General features: G+C 69.4%; 21 protein-coding genes. 17 read left to right on the top strand and 4 right to left on the bottom strand.

Annotation, left to right across the window (positions count from 1 at the left end; all coding sequences use genetic code 11):
- The first annotated feature begins 71 nt into the window (after positions 1-71).
- From FMQ63_RS07530 to FMQ63_RS07520, 3 genes are all read left to right on the top strand, one after another.
- On the top strand, positions 72-365 hold the full coding sequence (locus FMQ63_RS07530) for a hypothetical protein (RefSeq protein WP_020480699.1): 294 nt from the start codon (positions 72-74) through the stop codon (positions 363-365).
- A 143-nt stretch (positions 366-508) separates the two neighbouring features.
- Positions 509-1,174 carry a TIGR02269 family lipoprotein gene (locus FMQ63_RS07525; protein WP_011550387.1) on the top strand — a complete coding sequence of 222 codons (666 nt, stop codon included), beginning with the start codon at positions 509-511 and terminating at the stop codon, positions 1,172-1,174.
- Positions 1,175-1,180: 6 nt separating this feature from the next.
- A complete protein-coding gene (locus FMQ63_RS07520; RefSeq protein WP_011550388.1) occupies positions 1,181-1,903 on the top strand; it encodes a double-CXXCG motif protein in 723 nt (240 codons plus the stop codon).
- Here FMQ63_RS07520 and FMQ63_RS07515 read toward each other — a convergent pair.
- Positions 1,893-3,002: a DNA alkylation repair protein gene (locus tag FMQ63_RS07515; protein ID WP_011550389.1), complete on the bottom strand. Its 1,110-nt coding sequence runs from the start codon at positions 3,000-3,002 to the stop codon at positions 1,893-1,895. The genes FMQ63_RS07520 and FMQ63_RS07515 overlap by 11 nt on opposite strands.
- A gap of 129 nt (positions 3,003-3,131) precedes the next feature.
- Between FMQ63_RS07515 and FMQ63_RS07510 the strand changes: the two genes are divergently transcribed.
- Both FMQ63_RS07510 and FMQ63_RS07505 read left to right on the top strand, forming a co-directional pair.
- Positions 3,132-5,114 (top strand): PAS domain-containing sensor histidine kinase, encoded by a 1,983-nt coding sequence (locus FMQ63_RS07510; RefSeq protein WP_225909689.1) that lies wholly within the window; start codon positions 3,132-3,134, stop codon positions 5,112-5,114.
- 40 nt (positions 5,115-5,154) lie between these two features.
- Entirely contained in the window at positions 5,155-6,297 is a 1,143-nt protein-coding gene (locus tag FMQ63_RS07505; protein WP_011550391.1) for a DNA replication/repair protein RecF, read from the top strand.
- A gap of 2 nt (positions 6,298-6,299) precedes the next feature.
- On the opposite strand, the gene FMQ63_RS07500 is transcribed toward FMQ63_RS07505, so the two are convergent.
- Positions 6,300-6,689 carry a hypothetical protein gene (locus FMQ63_RS07500; RefSeq protein ID WP_020477914.1) on the bottom strand — a complete coding sequence of 130 codons (390 nt, stop codon included), beginning with the start codon at positions 6,687-6,689 and terminating at the stop codon, positions 6,300-6,302.
- 317 nt (positions 6,690-7,006) lie between these two features.
- Here FMQ63_RS07500 and FMQ63_RS07495 point away from each other — a divergent pair, with 317 nt between their 5' ends.
- Genes FMQ63_RS07495 through FMQ63_RS07480 form a run of 4 tightly spaced genes read left to right on the top strand, consistent with a single transcriptional unit; the run spans position 7,007 to position 10,346 of the window.
- Positions 7,007-7,510: a hypothetical protein gene (locus tag FMQ63_RS07495; RefSeq protein WP_026113922.1), complete on the top strand. Its 504-nt coding sequence runs from the start codon at positions 7,007-7,009 to the stop codon at positions 7,508-7,510.
- Positions 7,507-8,316, top strand: coding sequence for an ABC transporter permease (locus tag FMQ63_RS07490; RefSeq protein WP_020477913.1), 810 nt, complete (start codon positions 7,507-7,509; stop codon positions 8,314-8,316). The genes FMQ63_RS07495 and FMQ63_RS07490 overlap by 4 nt, the downstream gene beginning before the upstream one ends.
- 6 nt (positions 8,317-8,322) lie before the next feature.
- Positions 8,323-9,141 carry an ABC transporter ATP-binding protein gene (locus FMQ63_RS07485; protein ID WP_011550395.1) on the top strand — a complete coding sequence of 273 codons (819 nt, stop codon included), beginning with the start codon at positions 8,323-8,325 and terminating at the stop codon, positions 9,139-9,141.
- On the top strand, positions 9,138-10,346 hold the full coding sequence (locus tag FMQ63_RS07480; RefSeq protein WP_011550396.1) for an MlaD family protein: 1,209 nt from the start codon (positions 9,138-9,140) through the stop codon (positions 10,344-10,346). The genes FMQ63_RS07485 and FMQ63_RS07480 overlap by 4 nt, the downstream gene beginning before the upstream one ends.
- Here FMQ63_RS07480 and FMQ63_RS07475 read toward each other — a convergent pair.
- Together FMQ63_RS07475 and FMQ63_RS38665 are read right to left on the bottom strand one after the other, a co-directional pair.
- Positions 10,343-11,071: a double-CXXCG motif protein gene (locus FMQ63_RS07475; RefSeq protein WP_011550397.1), complete on the bottom strand. Its 729-nt coding sequence runs from the start codon at positions 11,069-11,071 to the stop codon at positions 10,343-10,345. The genes FMQ63_RS07480 and FMQ63_RS07475 overlap by 4 nt on opposite strands.
- A gap of 25 nt (positions 11,072-11,096) precedes the next feature.
- Positions 11,097-11,759, bottom strand: a complete 663-nt coding sequence (locus FMQ63_RS38665) for a TIGR02269 family lipoprotein (RefSeq protein WP_011550398.1) — start codon at positions 11,757-11,759, stop codon at positions 11,097-11,099.
- A gap of 179 nt (positions 11,760-11,938) precedes the next feature.
- Between FMQ63_RS38665 and FMQ63_RS07465 the strand changes: the two genes are divergently transcribed.
- The 8 genes from FMQ63_RS07465 (at position 11,939) to FMQ63_RS07430 (ending at position 21,122) form a co-directional block, all read left to right on the top strand.
- A complete protein-coding gene (locus FMQ63_RS07465; protein ID WP_011550399.1) occupies positions 11,939-13,315 on the top strand; it encodes a glycosyltransferase family 39 protein in 1,377 nt (458 codons plus the stop codon).
- Between the two features lie 380 nt (positions 13,316-13,695).
- Positions 13,696-14,991, top strand: a complete 1,296-nt coding sequence (locus FMQ63_RS07460) for a M20/M25/M40 family metallo-hydrolase (RefSeq protein ID WP_011550400.1) — start codon at positions 13,696-13,698, stop codon at positions 14,989-14,991.
- Between the two features lie 199 nt (positions 14,992-15,190).
- Positions 15,191-16,351 (top strand): alanine--glyoxylate aminotransferase family protein, encoded by a 1,161-nt coding sequence (locus FMQ63_RS07455; RefSeq protein ID WP_011550401.1) that lies wholly within the window; start codon positions 15,191-15,193, stop codon positions 16,349-16,351.
- Between the two features lie 212 nt (positions 16,352-16,563).
- Positions 16,564-17,175: a DUF2378 family protein gene (locus FMQ63_RS07450; protein ID WP_044277724.1), complete on the top strand. Its 612-nt coding sequence runs from the start codon at positions 16,564-16,566 to the stop codon at positions 17,173-17,175.
- A 167-nt stretch (positions 17,176-17,342) separates the two neighbouring features.
- The gene (locus FMQ63_RS07445; protein ID WP_020477911.1) at positions 17,343-17,690 is read left to right on the top strand and encodes an ATP-binding protein; all 348 of its coding nucleotides are present in this window, start codon (positions 17,343-17,345) and stop codon (positions 17,688-17,690) included.
- Positions 17,687-18,055, top strand: coding sequence for a response regulator (locus tag FMQ63_RS07440; protein ID WP_011550404.1), 369 nt, complete (start codon positions 17,687-17,689; stop codon positions 18,053-18,055). The genes FMQ63_RS07445 and FMQ63_RS07440 overlap by 4 nt, the downstream gene beginning before the upstream one ends.
- A gap of 101 nt (positions 18,056-18,156) precedes the next feature.
- Entirely contained in the window at positions 18,157-20,304 is a 2,148-nt protein-coding gene (locus tag FMQ63_RS07435) for a cation:proton antiporter (protein WP_011550405.1), read from the top strand.
- Entirely contained in the window at positions 20,304-21,122 is an 819-nt protein-coding gene (locus tag FMQ63_RS07430; RefSeq protein ID WP_011550406.1) for a helix-turn-helix domain-containing protein, read from the top strand. Before FMQ63_RS07435 ends, FMQ63_RS07430 begins: the two co-directional genes overlap by 1 nt.

Here is a 21,122-nt window from a genome sequence, read left to right as displayed (position 1 = left end):
GGGCTGCATGGCGCGGCCCGGCGGAAGAGCGCTGCATGCGGCGGGCCTGTCTGCCCGCCCTGGGAGGGCGCATGGAGACGGACGTCAACCCGGCGAGCCGGGCGTCGGAGCATGAGTACCTGGACGTGCCCCCGGTGGTGCGGGCGGAGCACGCCGAGGCGTCACTGACGCGCTTGATTGAACAGCAGACGGCGAAGGTGCCCTCGCACGTGTTCCTGGTGGCGAGCCTCGCCTCGATGGGCGCTTCCTTCGTCTTGGAGGTGACGGGCCGCTCGCACCTCAGCCGCTTCATTGGTCAGTGGGTGTCGCCCCTGCTGGTGATGGGCGTCTACAACAAGCTGGTGAAGATTTTCGGACCGCGGTGAGGCTGTGCGCTCATGCGGCCCATCGCGTCGTGGTGAAGAACAACGCGTTCCGTGCCTCGTATGGTGGAGGGGGCACGGAAGGTGAGAAGCCGAGGGCCTCGTGGCGTAACGTGCCGTTCCAAACAGGATAGGGTCCGCTTGAGATGCGCATCCATCCTGGCTTGGGTCTTTCACTGCTTGTTGCGTTTTGGTTGGGTTGCTCCACCACCGCAAAGACTCCCATTCAGCGAGGCGCGCGCGCGGCGACGGAGGCGTGCTCCGGTTCGCATGAGGACCGTTGCGTCAGCCTCCTTTGCGAGGGGGACGCATGTGGCTTCTACCGCTGCGAGGACCTGCTCGGTGAAGTGGAGTTGGCGCGCTTTCCTCCCGCGCGTCCGCCTGTGGCCGCGGCAGCGCCGGGCAGTGGACCTCGGAGAAATTGGGGAGGTGGGCAGCAGCTTCCGCGCGGGGCTGTCATGGTCTTCCCCAACTGGAATGGTGGTTCCTCGCGGGTCATTCCTCCGTCGCACCGTCTAACGCCCGGTCGCTGGGAAAAGCACCACATCTTCCCGCAGGCAGAAGACCTGGCTCGATGGTTCGAAGGGCAGGGCGTGAAAATCCACAGCTACACCATGCCCATTCCTCGCGACGTGCACCGGCGGATTCATGGGCCCCTTGGCAATGGTGGTGCGTGGAACAAAGCATGGCGTGAGTTCCGGAACCGGAACGCGAGCGCAGAGGAGATTTTCAAGCATGCGGGGGAGTTGATCCATCGCTTCGAGCTCATCGGTGGTCCGATTCAGCCCTATTATTCCCGCCCTGGCGCGTAGGGACTCATGACCCGATTCTTCTGGCTGCGTGAAGACGAAGCGGCAACGGCCGCCTTCAGTGGAAGCTTCAACGCCGCGCACAAGTGGTGTCTGCCCGGCGTGAAGTGCTCCGCCTGTGGCACGACCTGGAGTTCCTGGGGGAACCACTATCCCCTCGTGGACCTGTCGCAGCTGCCGGAGCGTGCCGCGTTCGAGAAGGCCCGGCCGGAGCCGTTCACGGAGTTCTCCCGTCTTCGGGAACTGGTACGCTCCTTGGCTCCTCCGGATGCGGAGCTGCCGCCTGGTGCGGCCTTCGGGCCATTGGTTGGCACTGCGTCCGGCGAATTCGGTCCATTCACATGGCAGGGGACTTCGCTATTGCTCGTACGCCGCGATGCGATGGAGCGCCTGCAAGCCGAAGGTGTACGCGGTCTGCTGGGCGGACAAACGGAACTGCGATTCCGCAAGAAGGAGTCACCGGAGTTGTTGGACCTCCAACTGGAGCCACGCGGCCTGCTGCATCCGGATTGCATCCCATCCGACGCATCGCCGCCGTGTCCAACCTGTGGGCGGCACGCCTTTGCTCGACCCGATGCCCCCATCCTCGCCGCAGCTTCGCTCCCGGCGGACGTGGACGCGTTCCGGCTCGTGAACTTCGCGACGATGATCATCGGGACCGACCGGTTCGTGGATGCGATGAGGCGCCTCGGGCTGGAGGGAATCGCCTGCCAGGAACTTCCTACCCGCTGACCTCGACGACACCCAGCGGCAACCCCTGTCCGTTCACCAGGGCCTCGAAGCGGTGCGGCCCGGCGTAGTGCTTGCGTGTGGAGAGCTGCGCGAAGGAGACGCGCTTGCTCACCGTCTCCGCTTGTCCCGGGCCAAGCAGCAGCTCGCGCACCTTGAACACCTTGGGCCGCGCCTCGCCGTTCGCCTTCTGGAAATGCACCGCGAGGTCCACCACCAGCGTCTGCTGCTGCTTCGAGCGGTTGGTCACCTCGAAGTGGACCTCCACCGTGCTGCCCAGTGCCGCGCGGCGGGGCAACTGCGTCACGCGGGCCTCGATGCCTGACGGCGGCCGCGCGCCCACCACCGCCAGCGCCGCGGGCTCTCCGCGCTTGATGGACGAGCGCAGCGCATGGCGCACCAGCCACTCCCGCTCCGGCGTGGCGTTCTTCATCCACGCCGTCGCAACCTGCACCAGCAGGGCAGGGTGGTCCTTGCCGATGTCATTCAGGTTGTTGGCCACCGAGCGGCGCACATAAAGCGCCGGGTCGTCCTTCAGCCGCTCCAGCAGCGCGAGCACCGGTGTGGGGTCCTTCTGGAACTCGCGCAGCCGTGAGGCCCACGGCAGGCGCGTGCGCGTGCCCTCTGACACGAGCCGCCGGACATGCTCGCTCGGGTCCTCTGTCCACTCGCGCAGGCGGGCCAGCGTCTTCGCGGTGTGCCGCTCCAGGTAGGGCCGGATGGAGAACTCCGCGGTGAATCGCTGGGTGAGCACGTGCTGGGCGCGCATGGACGGCTCGAAGTGCTCCAGGCCATGCTCCGCCACGAAAATCGTGTGCGGCAGATAGAAGAAGGAAGCCATGGCCCCTCCCTCCGTGGCCTCCGTCCGGGGGCCGAGCGAGCGCAGCAGCACCTCCACCGCCTCTGGGTAGTCTTGGGGCAGCGCACGGTGCAGCGCACCAGCGATATGACGCGCCCGGTCCATCAACTCATGGCCATCCAGGCCCTTCTCGGCCTCTCGGATGAACGCGGCGCGAGGGAAGGTCGGCGCCGCGGCGTGGAGTGACGCGCCGAGGCGTTCGACAAGCCGCGCGTCGAAGAAGGTCTTGAGGTGGTCCGCCATGGGGCGCGCAATCTGGCATGGGCTCGCCAGAGCACCAGCACCATGTGCGTGCCAGGGGGCCGCGGTGGGCAGGCGGCTGGACAACGGTGGACTGGGCAGCCCGGGGTGGCTCTGCTAGGCCCTGGCCCCGTGGCGACGCGAACGGGTCAGCACTGGAGTCAGGACACGCGCAGCAGGCCCGCGGTGACGGAGCCCCGCTCCTTGCGCGAACAGCTCGCCGAGGTGCCGGATTCGCTCGCGCTGCTCGAAGGGCTGTTCACCCATTCACCGGTGCCCTACGCCGTCTTCACCTCGGACGGCCACTGTCTGCTCACCAACCCCGCCTTCCTGGCGATGTTCGGCGCGGCGCCGCCACCCGAGTACAGCCTCTTCAAGGACGAACTGCTCGCGCAGTTGGGCTACGCGAAGTTGCTCCAGCGGGTCGTGTCGGGCGAGCGCGTCCAGACGCCGGTGTTCTGGTACGACGTGAAGGAGTTGGCGCACGTCCGCGCGCCCGCCGAGGCGCGGCGCATCGCCATCTCCTGCACCGGCTTCCCCCTGGTTGCCTCCAGCGGCGGCGTCACGCACCTCGCCGTGGCCTACAAGGACATGACGGCGGAGCTGGCGGCCCGTGAGGCGGCGCAGGTGGAGCGGCGCAACCTGCTCCAGGTCTTCACGCAGGCGCCGGTGGCCCTCAGCGTGCTGCGCGGCTACGAGCTGCGCTACGAGTTCGCCAACCCGCTGCTCCAGAAGCTCATGGGCGGACGCGAGCTGAACGGGCGCACCCAGGAGGAGGCCATTCCGGATTTGTCGCCGGAGCTGCTGAGCCTCCACCGGGGCGTGCTGGAGACGGGCGAGCGCGCCATCGCGCGGGAGTACCCCATCACCATCGACTACGAGGGCGCCGGCCGCGTCGAGACCCGGTTCTGGAACATCATCTTCGAGCCCCTGCGCGACGAGCGCGGCCTCGTGGACGGCCTGGTGACGTTGGCCTTCGACGTCACCGAGCAGGTGTTCGCGCGCCAGGCCGTGGAGAGCCAGCAGAAGTGGCTGGAGGCCGTGCTCGACCTGATGCCCATGCCGGTGGTGATGGCGGACCCGGCCAGTGGCGACCTCAACTTCTCCAACGCCGCGGCGGACCGGCTCTACGGCCTGCACATCCCCAAGGACGTGCCCACCACCGCGTATGGCGAGCACTTCCACGTCACGGACCTGGAGGGCCGCCGGCTGAGCGTGGATGACCTCCCCTCCAACCGCGCGGCCCGGGGCGAGCGGCTGGACGGGCTGGAGGTCCACTGGCACACGCCCGCGGGCCGGTACGCCCTCAGCATCTCGTCGGAGACGCTGCCCGCCATGCATGGCCATCCGTCCGTGGTGGTGATTCCCTTCCTGGACATCACCCGCCTGAAGACGGTGGAGCAGCACCTCCAGGAGGCCGTGCGTGCCCGTGACGAGTTCCTGTCCGTGGCCAGCCACGAGCTGAAGACGCCGCTGACGTCACTGGGGCTGCGGCTCCAGTCCTTCGTGCGCGCCATCCACGCGGACCCGGAGTCCGCGTTGGCCCAGCGTCACGGGCGCGAGGTGGAGGCCATGCGCCGGCAGGTGACGCGTCTGGCCGAGCTCGTGGACGGGCTGCTCGACGTGTCGCGCATCAGCACCGGCCGGTTGAAGCTCCAGTTCGAGCCGGTGGACCTGCCCTCGCTCGTGAGCGAGGTGGCCGCGCGTTTCGAGCTGGAGGCCGCGCGCGCCGGCTGCGAGCTGCACGTCACGCAGGCGGAAGGGTTCGAAGGGGTGTGGGACCGGCTGCGGCTGGAGCAGGTGGTCTCCAACCTGCTGTCCAACGCGCTCAAGTACGGCGCGGGCGCACCCGTGCACATCGACGTGGCGCCGGGGGGCATGGGCGCCCGGCTGCGGGTGAAGGACCGGGGCATTGGCATCGACCCGGAAGCCCACGCGCGCATCTTCCAGAAGTTCGAGCGCGCCGTGTCCGAGCGGAACTACGGCGGCATGGGCCTGGGGCTCTACGTGACGCGCACGCTGGTGGAGGCCCTGGGCGGCACCATCCAGGTGGACAGCCAGCCCGGCGAGGGCGCCACCTTCGTGGTGGAGCTGCCGCTCCAGCCCGCGAGATAGGTCCCCCGCCGGGGAGCGGAGAGGTTATACGGAGGGGGCCGTGCGCCTCCTCGCGCTTCACGTCCACGACTTCCGGAACCTCCCCCAGGTCCAGCTCACGCCCAGCGCCCACGCCACCATCGCGGTGGGGCAGAACGGGCAGGGCAAGACGAACCTGCTGGAGGCCCTCTACTTCCTGGCCACGCTCAAGCCGCTGCGCGCGGGGCGTCTGTCGGAGCTGGTGCGCTGGGGTTCGCAGGGCGCGCGGGTGACGGGGCGCTTCCTGCTCAAGGGCGCCGAGCGTGAAATCGCCGTGGAGGTGGGCGGCGGCACGCGGCAGGCCTTCGTGGATGGGAAGAAGGCCTCCAGCCTGGAGGACTACTTCGGCGGCGTGTCCGTGGTGGCCTTCACGCCGGATGACCTGGAGGTGGTGAAGGGCGGTCCGGACTCACGACGCGGCTTCCTGGACCGGGCGGTGTTCAACCGCTTCCCCGCCTTCCTGCGCGAGAGCCGCGAGTACGCGCGGGCCTTGAAGAACCGCAACCGCCTGCTGCGCGAAGGGCACACCGTGGACGCGGTGTATCTGGAGGCCTACGACGAGACGCTGGCGAAAGCTGGCGCGCGCATCTATTCGCGGCGGCGCGCGTTGATGGCGGAGCTGGCGCCCAGGGCGCAGGCGACCTTCGCCTCCATTGGCCGCACGGTGGACCCAGCCGTGTACAACTACCGCCCCGCGCATCTGGAGGGCGACTTCGCCGCCGCGGACGAAACGGCGCTGGCGGCCATGCTGCGGGAGAGCCTCTCCGCGCGCCTGCGGCGGGACATGGAGCGGGGCTTCACCTCGGTGGGGCCGCACTCGGACGACGTCTCGGTGACGCTGGGGGGCCGCAGCGCGCGGGCCTACGCGAGCCAGGGACAGCAGCGGGCGCTGGTGCTCGGCTGGAAGATCGCCGAAATCGAAAACCTGGAGGCCGCGATGGGCTTCCTGCCGCTGCTGCTGCTGGACGACGTGTCGAGCGAGCTGGACCCAGAGCGCAACGCCTACCTCATGGGCTACCTGGCCCAGAGCGGCGCGCAGGTGGTGCTCACCACCACGGACGGCTCGCTGGTGCGGGGCGCGGCGGCGGACGACACGCTCTGGCTCGACGTGCACGGCGGGCAGGTGGCGGTGCGCGCGGACGCCGAGCCGCCTCCCGCCAACTGAAGTCACGGCGTCACGCGCCGACGGTGCCAGGGCCAGTGGACGTGGAAGCGCCGCTCCGCGTGGTGCGGCACGTCGCCCGGCGCCACGTTCTTGAAGAAGGGGAAACGGTACTCCGCCCAGAGCACGCCATACGCCACGGCGAAGAGGAAGGTGGCCAGTGGCAGCCACCACGACGTGCCCACGGCGAGCGCGATGACGGTGAGCAGCAGCAGCACGACGCCCACGCCCAGCGACACATCGCGCAGCCGCTTGGACTCGCTGAAGGCCAACCCCATGGACACCACCGACAGGAGCAGCACGGAGACAGCCAGCCAGTAGCTGTGTCGTGTGTACAGGTTGGCGATTCCCAGCAGGAAGAGGCCGAGGCCGAATATCGCGAGTCCGCCGTCCATGGGAGTCCTCCTTGTCCGTGTGTCGAGCGTGGGGCACTGCTGTCCGAGCCGGACGGCTTGCGTGCGTCGGGACAAAGTTGGGGCCGCGCGGCGTGGCCGGGGACTGCCCGCGGATGGACGCTCGCACAGACTGGTTGGTGCCATGGCGGACGGCCGGCGCACCTCGGGTGGCGGGAATGTGACGTGCCAGGATGGATTCAGAGGTGTGGCAGTGGACGTTTGGCCCCCACCGCACGACATGGAATTCCTTGCAGGTGCGCGACTTGTGACGCATGACTTGGTCGCAGGGCCGGAAGAGAGCCACGAAGAACGGTGCCATGCCGCGGATGACGTTGCTGTGCCTGCTGGTGGTCATGCCCCTGGCGGGCTGTCACAGGACGACGTTCGAGGATTCCGTCCTCACCAAGCCCGCCGTGCGCTACCGCATTGGCAAGCTCCCCGCGTATTGGGAGCAGGTGCGGCTGGAGGACAACGACCTCGCCTTCGCCGAGGAGGGCACCGGTCGCGCGCTCTCCGTCAACGCCACGTGCCAGGGACATGATGACCCGTCGCTCCAGGTGCTCACCCGGCACCTGTTGGCGGGCTTCACGGACCGGCAGGAAATCGCTGAACAGCGCATCCCCATGGATGGGCGCGAGGCCCTGCGCAGCCGCCACCTGGCGAAGATGGACGGCGTGCCCGTGCAACTGGAGCTGGTGGTGCTGAAGAAGGACAACTGCGTGTTCGACTTCACCTACGTGTCGCCGCCGGGGCTCGCGGACGGGCGCATGGCGGACTTCGACGCGCTGCTGGCCGGCTTCGAATCGGAGCGCAAGGGATGACGACGCGGCAGCCCGAGGTGGACGCGGCGGCGGCCTCCGGGCCCCCGAGCCTCATGGACCGCGCGAAGGAGCGCCTGGAGTCACTGGGCGCCCTGTCGCGGATGACGGGGCAGGTGTTCAGTCGCGCGGTGCGTCCGCCCTTTGACTGGCGCGGGCTCGTGTACCACACGGAGTCGCTGGGCGTGCGCTCGCTGCCCATCGCCCTGCTCACCGCGATGTTCGCGGGGCTCGTCATCTCGTTGCAGTTCGGCTACTTCCTGTCGCGCTTCGGCGTGCAGTACACCGTGGGCCGCGTGGTCATCCTCACGCTGTTCCGCGAGCTGGCGCCGGTGCTCACCGCGCTCACCGTGGGCGCGCGCATCGGCAGTGGCATCGCCGCGGAGCTGGGCGCGATGACGGTGACGGAGCAGGTGGACGCCATCCGCGCGCTGGGCGCCGACCCGCTGCGCAAGTTGGTGGTGCCCCGCGTGCTGGCGTGCCTGATTGTGTTGCCGGTGCTCACCGTGTTCGCGGACGTCGTGGGCCTGGTGGCGGGCGCGCTGGTGGTGAACATCCAGTACGCGATTACGCTCAACCTCTTCTTCCAGGGCGCGCTGGACGCGGTGCTGATGCCGGACTTCGCCTCGGGTGTGTTCAAGGGCGCGGTGTTCGGACTCATCATCGGCCTGGTGGGCTGCTTCCGCGGCCTCACCGTGGAGGGCGGCACGGAGGGCGTGGGCCGCGCCACCACCCAGACGGTGGCGACCACGTCCGTCTCCGTGTGCCTGGCGGACTTCTTCATCACCCAGCTCACGCTGAGCCTGTGACGTGCCATGCGCTCCTCGTCCCAGACGACTTCCGAGTTCGCGTTCCAGCCGCCCCGGCCGGGTGAGCAGCTCATCTATTTCGAGCACCTGACGAAGGCGTTCGGCGCCAAGCGCGTCTATGACGACATGGACCTGGACGTGCGCGCCGGTGAGACGCTGGTGGTGATGGGCGGCTCGGGCACGGGCAAGAGCGTGCTGCTCAAGTGCCTCATCGGATTGCTGTCGCCAGACACCGGACGCATCCTCTTCCAGGGGCACGACCTGGCGCGCTTCACGGAGGAGCAGTTCATGCCGGTGCGCCGGCACGTGGCCATGGTGTTCCAGGGCGCGGCGCTCTTCGACTCGCTGAACGTCGGGGAGAACGTGGCGTACCCGTTGCGCGAGCACTTCCCGGATATGCCGGCGGACGAGGTCCGTGCCCGCGTGGCGGAGAAGCTGGCGCTGGTGGACCTGCCCAACACGGAGCGGCTGATGCCCTCCGGCTTGTCGGGCGGCATGCGCAAGCGCGTGGGGTTGGCGCGGGCCATCGCCACGGAGCCGGAGGTCATCCTCTGGGATGAGCCCACCACGGGCCTGGACCCCGTCACCACGCAGTCCATCAACGTGTTGATCAACTCGATGAAGACCCGGCTCGGTTGCACTTCCATCGTCGTGACCCACGACATGGTGAGCGCGTTCACCGTGGGAGACCGCATCGCCATGCTGGCCAATCGGAGAATCGTGCAGGTGGGCACTCCGCGGGAGATGCTCCACTCCACCGTCCCGGAGGTGCGTGCCTTCCTCGACGCGCGCCGCGTGGAACTGTTCCCCGGAGGCGCGCCATGAGCCTGTTCTCTCCCGCTGGAACCGAGCGCCGCCTGGCGCTGCGCACGGGTCTGTTCGTCGCCGTCGGACTGGCGGTCGCCAGCGTGGTGGTGATGGTCATCGGCCAGCAGTCGCGCCTGTTCGAGCGCAAGACGATGTATCGCGCCTACTTCGCCAACGTGCAGGGCCTCAATGATGAGTCGCCCGTCTGGCTCGGCGGTCTCAACGTGGGGCGGGTGACGGGCATCGTCTTCTCGCCCGACCCGAATGACCCGCGGCTGGAGGTCCAGTTCCAGGTGTCGTCGCGCTACACGGACCGCGTGCGTCAGGACTCGGTGGCGCAGTTGTCCAGCATGGGCGTGCTGGGCGACAAGGCGGTGGACATCTCCCTGGGCAGCCCCACGTCACCGCCAGTGGAGGCGGGTGGGGTGCTCAAGTCGTCCACGGGCGGTGACTTGTCCTCGCTGCTGAGCGGGGCGTCGCAGGTGATGGAGAACTCGGTGGCCATCAGCAAGTCGCTGCGGGCGGCGGTGGAGACGTACGCCAACCCGGAGATGGCCAACGACGTGACGCGCGGCGTGGCGGCGCTGCGGGCGCTGCTGGAAGAGGTGGCGAAGGGCGAGGGCGTGCTGCACGCGCTCATCTACGACAAGCAGGCCGGGCGCGAGGTGCGGGGGCTGCTGGCCAACGCGTCCAGCGCGGCGGCGCGGGTGGATGGCGCGGTGGGCGAGCTGGAAGGGATTCTGCGCGAGGTGCGCACGGGAGACGGCACGGCCCACGCGCTCGTCTACGGCCAGGACGGCGCCAAGGCGCTGACGGAGCTGGGGGCGGCGGCCGGGCAGCTGGCGGGGCTCATCGAGGATGCGAAGAAGAGTCCCAACGGGGCGGTGCACCAGCTGGTGTACGGCGACGCGAGCGGCATGTTCGCGGACCTGGGCAGCGCGGCGGCGGACCTGAAGAAGATTACGGCGACCGTGGCGAAGGGAGACGGCACCGTGGGCGGGCTCATCAGCGACCCGACGGTGTACGAGGACCTGCGTGAGGTGATTGGCAACGTGAAGCGCAACCGCATCCTCCGCGCGCTGGTGCGCTTCTCCCTGAGCAACCGGCAGGATTTGGAGCAGGTGGGCAAGGTGAAGGGCGTGGAGCCACGCTCCGAAGCGCCCGACGCGGCTCCGGCGGAGACGGCGCCCTCGGCGCCTGGGGAGTCTGCGGCCCAACCCTAGCCTGGGCGGACGGAAAGCTCGCGGAACGCGATGTCGCTGAGTCGAAGCTGCTTCACGGCTTCGACGAACCGCTCGCTCGCGACGATGACCGTCTTGAAGTCGCGAAGGCGGAAGAGGTCGATGTTCTCGGGCAAGGTGCTTGCGGCGAGCACGGCGGACTCGGATGGGTATCCGTTCCGGTGGCTGCCACACCGGGGACAGGGGGCCTGCCAGTCCGGAGTGTGGCTGGTTGGATGCAACGCTCCGTGCACGAGGACCTCCAGGCAGTGCAGGGGCGGTGCAGGCTGGCCGCGATAGCCCAAATCTCCTGGCGCGCCATGCAGGCCTCTCACGCCGGCGGCGTGTAGCTTCTCAAGGGCCGAGATGCGGATCCACGGAGCCCACGGCGCTTGGAAGTAGAAGTCTCCAAAACGGCCCTTGGCCTTGCCAACGACAGGACCCAGTTGCGTGCCGGGCTCCAAAGGGGCGGCCGGAGGGACCCATGGCCGCAGTTGCTCGCACAGGTGCCGGTACGCCTCCAGTGACAGGGCTTGTTGGCTCCGCGGTTCTTCCAGCAGGGCACGGTGTGCGAAACGCGCGAGGTCCACAGTGGGGTAGGCCTCTCCGAGGCCGCCGTAGCCGCCACAGACGGTGCAGTCGATGCTCGGGATGCACCAGGGGCTCACTCCGTCGATACGGCCCGTGTTCCGGGTGGCTTCATCCTCGAGAACCTCGAAGAACCTCACGTGCTGCGCCTCCAGCGGCAGGTCATCAGCGCAGATAGTAGTAGGGGACGATGGGGCCTATCAGGTCGTACTTCTGGACCAGCTTCCCCAGATGTTCCCAAACCTGCTGTTGGGAGGCGCCAGGATACCTGCGAGCGAAGTCGGTCCATTCCTGGTTCCAGGCTCCGCCTCGGGTCCCGCTATGGATGCGCTGATGCGTGTCTCGCGCGATGACAAGGGTGAAGTCATGCACGTTCAGTGCGCGAGGGCTCCTCGCGAACCACTTCGCGAGGTGTTCCGCTTGGGGAAAGAGATGATGCCGGACCCAGTCCGGACCCGAGGGCAGGCGCGGAGCCCGGTGTTCAGACTGTGGGGCGTTGTGCCAGTCGAAGACGAAGACGGGCCCATTTCCGCCGGGGAGTTTCTGGACGTTGCCCCAGCGCCGATGGGGCCCCGCGCCGGGTGCGGCGGGCGGGGCGATGGTGCCCCCGCCCTTGGCGAGCAGCCTCCCAGCGTCTTCACAGACGTAGAGGCCGCATTGTGTCGCTCCAGCACAGACCCACGTGACACACCGGTCCACGCGAGTACATGACTCGCCTTCTCCGTGTGGCACTTGTTCCCATGCATGCTGGGATTTTTGCGCGGTGTGCCCACATCCCGTGAAGACCAGCGCAAGCAACCACGCGACGAGTGCCCGTTTGCTGCCCATTCATGCCCCCGGCGCTGGTGCCTTGCCACCCGTGGCAGTCTATCCAAACGTGACGCAGAGCGCCCCGGTGCCACCACGCTCTGGCATTGCTCCTGCTCCTGGCTTTCGTGCTTCCGAGCCACTAAGACGGCGGCCCTCCAACGCGTCGCTGCCGGAGCGCGCGAGGTTGGTCCGCCGCGATGAGCTCATCCGCCGTCTCTACTCCTGTGGCTTCCGCGCCCGCGCGCCCCACCTCTCGCATCTGGGCGGGGCGGGTGCTGCTCTTCGTGGGCTTCTTCGCGGCGCTGGCGGCGTTCCCCGTCTACACGCCCTTCGACTCCAAGCTGACGCTCCCCACCACGCTGTCTCTGTTGCGTGAAGGGAACCTCGACCTGGACGAATACGCCCCCACCTTCGAGTCGTACCGTCACGGCCTCTACGAGCGTGACGGCCACCTCTACAACTACTTCCCCCTGGGCCCTTCCCTGGCCGCCGTGCCCATGGTGGTGCTGGTGGATGGCTTCGTGCGCCTCGCCACGCCCGTGGGCAAGCTGCACCCGGCCCTGGCGAAGCCCCTGGCGCACTGGCGTCACATCTACGACGCCACCGGCGGCGTGGACCTGGACGCGTGGAACGGCCCTCAGCGCCTCTTCGCCTCCGCGCTGACCGCGCTCGCTGGCGTCGTCATGTTCATGCTGGGCACCGCGCTGCACCTGTCCCGCCAGCGCGCGCTGCTGCTCGCCGCCGTCTTCGTCTTCTGCACGCCGCTGCTCTCCACCGCCAGCCGCGCCCTGTGGCAGCACGGCCCTTCGCTGCTGTTCCTGACCCTGGTGCTCCTCTGCCTCGTCCGCGCGCGCGAGGCTCCGCGTCACGTGGCCTGGGCGGGCATTCCCCTGGCGCTCGCCTACGTCATGCGGCCCACCAACAGCCTCTCCGTGCTGGTGCTGTCGCTCTACGTGCTGTGGACCTGGCCGCGTCAGGCCTGGAAGTTCTTCGCGGGCGCGCTCGCAGTGGCCATCCCGTGGGTGGCGGTGAACCTCATCCACTACGGCTCCGTGCTGGCGCCTTATTACGAACCGCAGCGCCTGGAGCTGTCCGCCTCTCGCGTGGCCGAGGCCCTTGCCGGAAACCTCGTGTCCCCCGCGCGGGGGCTGCTCGTGTTCACCCCCGTGCTCCTGATGAGTGCCTGGGGCCTGTGGATGGACCTGCGCGCCCGGACCTTCACCCGGCTGCATGCGGTGCTGGTCGCGGTGGTCGCGCTGCACTGGGCCGCCATCTCCACCTTCCCGCACTGGTGGGCGGGGCACTCGTATGGCCCGCGCTTCTTCTCGGACATGGTGCCCTACCTCGTCTTCTTCCTCGTCCCCGTGGTGCGCGCGCTCCAATGGAAAGGCCCCGAGGCCCGGCGCGGCTTGACGGCCACCTTCGCGGTGCTGGCCGTGCTGAGCCTGGTCCTCCATGTCCACGGCGCCAGCTCGCGCGCGGTGTACCGGTGGAACAGCTTGCCGCTCGACGTGGATGAACACCCGGAGCGGCTCTGGGATTGGTCCGACCCGCAGTTCCTCGGACGGCGCTGAGCCATCCGCCGCGTGCGTGCCGCGCCAGCGCGCGCGTCAGGTGCCTCGCCACGTCCGTGCCGCCGCGCGCGTCGAAGCCCAGGAACATCGCCGAGCCGTTCAGCTCCAGGATGCGCGGCGCGCCGTCCGCGTCATTCGTCCACAGCGTCCGGGGCACGGGAAGTCCCGCGGCCCGGAGCGCGGCGATTTGGCATGGGGCCTCCAAGATGCGGACGGGCCCGGCGCCGCACCCGTGCAGGCCATGGAGCGCCGCGTCACCCGGGCTGCATGCGCCACTTCGTCCACCGCTCCACGATGGACCCGCCAGTTCCCCCGTATCGGCGGCGGCGCCTGTTCGTTTCCGGTGACTTCCACCGCGCGTCTGGGCTCCAATCTGTTTCATGAAAGCTCTTGCCCTGCGTGAGGACCGCTTCCTCGACGTACTCCGGCGGCTCATCGCCCTGACTCCGAAGCTGCAGAACAACCCTGGCGCGGGGCTGGTGCCCGAGGAACGGCTGGCCGCGCAGGTAGTGCTGGACACCCTGGCGCCGCACATCGAGAGCGGCTTCATCCAGGCGGAGTCCGTGGCGGGGCCGGGCCAGGCGTCGCGCCCCTGTCTGGTGCTGACCGTGCCGGGGGAGGGAGAAGGCGCCATCGGCTTCGTCGGCGCGCACTTCGACGTGGTCCCCGCGGACCAGAAGACGGAGGGCTGGGAGCGCAGCCCCTTCGAGCTGTGGGAGGGCCCCGGCGGCGTGCTCTACGGGCGCGGCGTCACCGACTGTCTGGGGCACGTCGCCGTGCTCACCGACCTGCTGGCCCAGCTGGCCGAGCGCAAGGTGCGCCCCAGCCGCACGCTGAAGGTGGTGCTCATCTCCAACGAGGAGTCCTCGGAGCTGCCGGGCCTGGGCCTCAACTACGTGGCCGAGCAGGGCATGCTCAAGCCGCTCGATGGCCAGCCGGTGTACTGGCTGGACAGTGCCAACTTCGGCCCCACGCTGGGCACGGCGGGCGTGTCGCTGTGGGAGCTGAAGGTGACGGGCGTGGGGGGCCACTCCGGCATGCCGCAGAACTGCGTCAACGCGCTGGAGTTGGGCATGGCCGCGTCGTTGGAGCTGGCGCGCTTCTTCCACGAGCGCTTCCCGCCCACGGAGGACGAGAAGCGCTGGGGCTTCCTCTCGTCCTCCAGTCTCAAGGCCACCGTGGTGGAGGCGCCCAACACCAAGGAGACGAAGGTGCCCGCCGACGTCGTCCTGCGCGGCGACATCCGCCTCACGCCCTTCTACGACCTGGCGGAGGTGCAGAAGACTGTGACGGACTTCATGGCGGAGCTCGACGCCCGACTGGAGCGCGACGATGCCCCCGCGCACTTCCCGCGCACGCGCACGGCGGGCGGCAAGCGCGGTGAGCTGGCGTTCCGCTTCCAGGGGGAGGGGACCGAGGGCATCGCCTGCCGGCTGGACTCGGAGGGCCTGCGCGCACTGAAGGAGGCCATGCAGGTGGTGCGCGGTGTGTCGGCCACGCCCTTCTCGCTCACCGGCTCGCTGCCGCTCGTGAGGGACCTGCAACGACAGGGCTGCGACGTGCAGATTACGGGCTTCGGGGACATGCAGTACTACCACGCCCCCAATGAGCAGGCCCGGCTGGAGGACTTCCGGCAGGGCTTCGCGATTCTCCGCGAACTGCTCGTCCGCCTCTGAGGCGGGGCGCGTCTGGTGGCGTGCTGTTCGGAAATGTCGGGGGTTTTGCGCGGCGAATGTCCCGACATTTCCGAATAGCGCGCACCGGACACTCGCCCGGAGCACATGTGCGTGGACAGCGCGACCGGGGACCGCCACAGTCGGTCCGGGCCGCGGGCACCTCCGCTCGCGGCGGCTGCGCGAGAGGAGTGGTGACGCCGTGAGAGACTTGCTGATGATTCCAGGGCCGGTGGAGTTCGAGCCCGAGGTGCTCCAGGCGCTGGGCGCTCCCACCCTCGGCCACACCGACCCCGCTTTCATTGCCGTCTTCGGCCGGGCCCTGAAGCGGCTTCGGGAGGTGTGCCTGGCGCCCTCCGCGCAGCCCTTCGTGGTGTCCGGCTCCGGCACGCTGGCCATGGAGTTGGCGGTGGCCAACCTGGTGGAGCCCGGGGACGCGGCCCTGGTGGTGAACACCGGCTATTTCAGCGACCGGATGGCGAAGATTCTCGAGCGCCACGGCGCCCGGGTGACGCACGTGCGCGCTCCGCCGGGGGACGTGCCCTCCCTGGACGAGGTGGAGACGCACCTGTCGAAGGGTGGCTTCAAGGTGCTGTCCGTCACCCATGTGGACACGTCCACGGGGGTGCTCGCACCCGCGGAGGCGCTGGTGCGGGCCGCGCGCAAGCACGGCGTGCTGTCGGTGGTGGATGGTGTGTGCGCCACCGCGGCGGAGACCTTCCGCCAGGATGCGTGGGAGGCGGACGTGTACCTCACGGCCAGCCAGAAGGCGGTGGGGGTTCCTCCCGGTCTGGCGCTGCTCACCGTGGGCCCGCGGGCCATGGAGGCCTGGCGCAAGCGCAAGACGCCGGTGGCCAGCGTCTACGCGGACTTCGCGGAGTGGCTGCCCATCATGGAGGCGTACGAAGCGGGCAAGCCGGCCTACTTCGCCACCCCGCCCGTGAACCTGGTGGCCGCGCTGGACGTGAGCCTGGGTCAGATTCTGGCCGAGGGCATGGACGCCCGCTTCGCCCGGCACCAGCGGATGGCGCGGGCCTTCCGCGCGGCGTGGAAGGCCATGGGGCTGCGCCTGTTGCCCACCTCCGACGCCGTGGCCGCCAACGCGCTGAGCGCCGTGTACTACCCGGACGGCGTGGACGCGGCGCTGGTGGGCGGGGTGAAGGGGCAGGGCGTCGTCGTCGCCGGCGGCCTCCACCCGGACCTCAAGACGCGCTACTTCCGCGTGGGCCACATGAACCGCGTGGGGCCCGCGGACGTCCTGGCCACGGTGGGAGCCCTGGAGCGCGCGCTCATCGCCGCCGGTCACCGCTCGGAGCCCGGCGCCGCCGTGGCCGCCGCCCAGGCGTCACTCATCGTGGGCTGAGCCCGGCCTGGGACATCCGCCCTCGTTCGTTGGCTGGCGGATGCTCCTCTCGGCCTGCGGGGCGAACCGGGTTTGATTCGACAGTACCGGAAAAATATGCGACTGTTGGCTTCCCGGAAGTGGGGGGAATCTTGTGAGCCCGGAATCATCCGCGAAGTGAGGTGGCGGTGTGTTCCCCGGGCGCCTTGGAAGGGCCCCTCGGGGAGATGACCATGTACGCGGGTTACGAATCGAGCGCGGGTGGTGGCGCGGCCTGGGAGCTGGAGTTGCGGCGTCTGGCGGCCACCGACGACGACATGGCGCGTGGGATGTTCTTCCAGGGCACGCTGGACGTCGTGGGTTTCCTGGGAGGCGAAGGCGCGGTGGCCCGCTGCAAGGGGGTGGCCGGCATCTGGGAAATCAACCTCCTCCACATGTACCCCATCACCCGGTTCCTCCGGATGTCATCCACGGCGGCGCGGCTGTTGGCCCCGCAGTTGGACGGCTTCGAGGGCGTGCTGCGGCGCATGGGAACGCAGGCCACGGTGGACTTCGTGGCGTCCGTCTTCGGACGGGAGTTGATGCAAGCGGCCAGCGGCAAGCCGCGGCTGCTATTGCAGTCGCTGGGAGAGGCCTACCTCGCCGCGGTGACCTACGGCGAGCGCTACCCGCTGTGGACGGGGGAGACGAGCGCCCGCTTTATCATGCGGCGTGACTTCATGCCCGCCGCCTACCACGAGGGCGTGCTGCACGGCGTGCTGGAGGCGGTGGGCGCGCGTGAGGTCCGGGTCCACGGTCGCCAGGTGGGGCTGCTCGACAGCGAGTACGAGCTGTCCTGGAAGTAGGCGTGGCGGTGCGCCCCGGCGTACTGGCCGGGGTGTGGAGCTCCCTGGCGCGGGTGCCGGGCTGGTGACCGTCCAGCGCATCATTCACCGACATGGGGAGACATCTCCGCGGAGGCGGTGCCGGGCGAAGGGGCCACGTTCTGCTTCGTCCTGGAGGCGTCCCGTCCATGCGCGGCGAGCGGCCCATCCTGCTGGCGGAGGGCGACCTGCCCCGGCTGGATGGCCATGAAGTGCTGCGCCGCATCCGCGCGGACGCGCGCACGCGGATGCTGCCGGTGGTCATCCTCTCCGCGTCGGCGGAGGAGGCTGTCGCGGCGCGTGGGCCACAGGGCCGTGTTCAGGTGGCTGACAGAGGGAGCGGAATTTCAGAGGACCTGGTGAAGCACGTCTTCGAACGCTTCGGACGGGCGTTAAGCTCGCGCGCCGATGGGGGCCGGGCCTGGGCCGGGCCGCGCGAAGGAGGTGGCGCGCGCTTCACCCTGGATTTGCCGTTGGAGAAGGAGAGGCGTGAGTGAGCCGGCCGTTGCTGGTGGTGGATGACGACGCGGACTTGCGCGAAGCCCTGGAGGAAGTGCTTCGTGACGCGGGCTACACGGTGCTGGGGGCCAGTAATGGCAAGCATGCCCTGGAGGTGCTGGGCGCGGCCACGGAGCTGCCGGGGCTCGTCCTGCTGGACATGATGATGCCCGTCATGGACGGAGGCGGGTTCGCGCGGGCCATGCGCCAGGTGTCCGCCTGGCGGGACATCCCGGTGCTTGTCTTCTCCGCGTCAGCGAATGCTCGCCAGGTCGCGGATGAGATTGGCGCTTGCGGCCACCTGCGCAAACCCGTGGACGTGGACACACTGCTGGACGCCGTCAGCCGCCATCTGACGGCGTGAAGCAGGCAGGCGGGTCCTGTTTGACGCTCCGCGTTCCCCCCGGTTGACGCCTCGAAATCAGGTTGGTAAGTGCCAGCTTAACACTTCATGTGGAGGGCCGGATGCACACCAACGCACTCGCGCTGCTGATCTTGCAGCTCATCGTCATCATCGGCTTGTCGCGGCTCATCGGCCGCGGCGCGCGGTGGTTGGGACAGCCGTTGGTCATCGCGGAGGTGGTGGCCGGAATCGTCCTGGGGCCCTCGCTGCTGGGCTGGCTGGCGCCGGACATCATGAACGGGCTGTTCCCGGCCTCGTCGATGCCGGTGCTGACGATGCTCAGCCAGGTGGGCCTGGTGCTGTTCATGTTCCTCATTGGCCTGGAGCTGGACCCCCAGCTACTCAAGGGCCGGGGGCATGCGTCGGTGGCCATCAGCCACTCCAGCATCGTCGTCCCCTTCGCGCTGGGCGCGGGCGCGGGCGCGCTGTGGCTCTACAGGAGCCTGTCGTCGCCAGAGGTGCCGTTCTCCTCGTTCGTGCTCTTCATGGGCGTGGCGATGAGCATCACCGCCTTCCCGGTGCTGGCGCGCATCCTCACCGAGCGGGGCCTGCTCCAGTCGAAGGTGGGCACGGTGGCCATTGCCTGCGCGGCGGTGGATGACGTCACCGCGTGGTGCCTGCTGGCCTTCGTCGTCTCCATCGTCCGTGCGTCCAGCCTGGCTCAGGCGGCGCTCACCACGGTGATGGCGCTGGGCTACATCGCCTTCATGCTGATGGTGGTGCGGCCCTTCCTCGCGCGCCTGGGCGCGCGGGTGGCCAGCCGTGAGGGTCTCACCCAGAACGTGGTGGCGGGCACACTGGTGCTGCTGCTGGCGTCCGCGGGCGTGACGGAGCTCATCGGCATCCACGCGCTCTTCGGTGCCTTCCTCTTCGGCGCGGTGATTCCAAAGGAAGGCCGTCTGGCGGAGACGCTGGCGGAGCGGCTGGAGGACGTGGCGGTGGTGTTGCTGCTGCCCGTCTTCTTCGCCTTCAGCGGCCTGCGCACGCAGATTGGCCTGCTAAACACCGCGGAGGACTGGCTGACGTGCGGCGTCATCATCGTGCTGGCCTGCCTGGGCAAGTTCGGCGGCAGCGCGGTGGCGGCGAGGATGACGGGCCTGCGGTGGCGCGAGGCGAGCGCCATCGGCATCCTGATGAACACGCGTGGGTTGATGGAGCTCATCGTCCTCAACATCGGCCTGGACCTGGGCGTCATCTCACCCCAGCTGTTCACGATGATGGTGCTGATGGCGCTGGTGACGACGTTCATCACCACGCCGCTGCTGAAGTGGATCTACCCGCTGGAGGAGATTGCCCGCGAGCGCGTGGTGGTGCCGCTGCCGGTGGAGCCGGGCCCTCCGCCCTACAGCGTGCTGATGTGCGTGTCGCACGGGCAGGCGGGGCCGGGCATGGCCACCCTGGCGCGCTCGTTGTCGGGGCGTGAAGAGGGCGCGCAGCTTCACGCGCTGCATCTGGTGTCCCCGGAGCGCGCGTCCCTGCGCCCGGCGCAGCAGCGGGCCCCCGAGGAGGACAGCGCGCTGATGCCGCTCTTGTGGCGGGCCGTAAGCCTGGGGCTCTCCGTGCGGCCGTTGTCGTTCGTCTCCGCCGAGCCGGCCCAGGACATCTGCCGCACGGCGAAGGCCCGGCGCGCGGACCTGGTCCTGCTGGGGTGGCACAAGCCGCTCTTCAGCCAGACGATGCTGGGCGGCACGGTGCGTGAGGTGATGCAGGAGGCCAGTGGCCCGGTGGCGGTGCTGGTGGACCGGGGCCTGTCGGACATCAAGCGCGTGCTGGTGCCCTTCGCCGGCAGCCGGCATGACCGCGCGGCCCTGGCCCTGGCCCGGCGGCTGAGGCAGCAGGCGGACGCCGAGGTGACGGTGCTGCACGTGACGTCGGACCTCGGCGGCAACGGCGGAGCCCGGGCGCAGGTGGAGGCGCTGTTCCCGGCGAACGAGGGCGGCGTGACGTTGAAGGAGGTGCGCAGCGACGCGCCGGACGAGGCCGCCCTGGGTGAGGCGCGCCACGGCTATGACCTGGTGATTGTCGGCATCGGCGCGCAGTGGGGGCTGGAGGACAAGGTCTTCGGCCTGCAGCGCGAGCGCATCATCCGGGACGCGCCGGGCTCGCTGCTGGTGGTGTCCGACGCGTCTCCCGCCACGGCGGCGGAGTCCACCTCCGAAGCCGCCAACGACGGGGCCACTGCAGTCCGGGTGTTGCCCGCGAGGAGCTGATGCATCTGGGAGCCACCCTCCGGCTGTTGCGCACGGATGCGGGCCTGTCGCTGCGGGACCTGGCGCGCCGTATCGGCGTGTCCAGCGCGTACCTCAGCCGGGTGGAGAACGGCGTGGACGCGCCCCCTACGCCCGAGCGCCTGTCGGCCATTGCCCGCGAGCTGCGAGTCCCGTCCTCGCTGCTGATGGACGTGGCCAACCGGATGAGCCCGTCCGTGGCCGCCTACCTGGAAGAGGTGCCGGGCGCGGGGGCCCTCTTCCTGGACATCGCCCAGCGGCGCCTGTCCGGATTGCAATTGGCGCGCGTGCGCGACTTCCTGGAGGCGGAGTTCCCTGTGGCCCAAGGACGGCGCGACGCGCCCGTGCCACCGCTGGCGCCGTTGCTGGCGCCGGAGCGGGTGGTGGTGCAGTTGTCCTGCGCGGGCTGGGACGACGTGCTGGACGTGGTGGCGGAGCGGCTGGCCTCCTCGCAGCCCGGTGCGGACGTCGCGCGGGTGGTGGGCGGCCTGAAGCGGCACCGGGAGGAGTCCTCGTGCGCGGTGGGCGGCGGGGTGGCGGTGCCACATTCCTTCCTGCCGGGCGCGGTGCCCACCGCGGCCCTGGTGACGTTGGCCACGCCGCTCGCGGGCGACACCCCCGACGGCAAGCCGCTTCGCGTCGTGGTGGCCATCCTGGACGCCGAGCGGGGCAACCCCCAGTTGGTGCGGCTGGCGCATCTGGCGCGGCTGGCGGCCCATGGGCTGGCGGACCGGTTGTTGGGGCTCAGCCAGCCGGCCCAGGTGCTCTCCAGTCTGGAGGAGCTGGAGGCACTGCGCTGA

Source organism: Myxococcus sp. CA005, assembly GCF_006518205.1.
Taxonomy (GTDB): domain Bacteria; phylum Myxococcota; class Myxococcia; order Myxococcales; family Myxococcaceae; genus Myxococcus; species Myxococcus xanthus.
The sequence above is the reverse complement of the archived record's forward strand: the minus strand, read 5'-3'. Positions and strand labels throughout refer to the sequence as shown.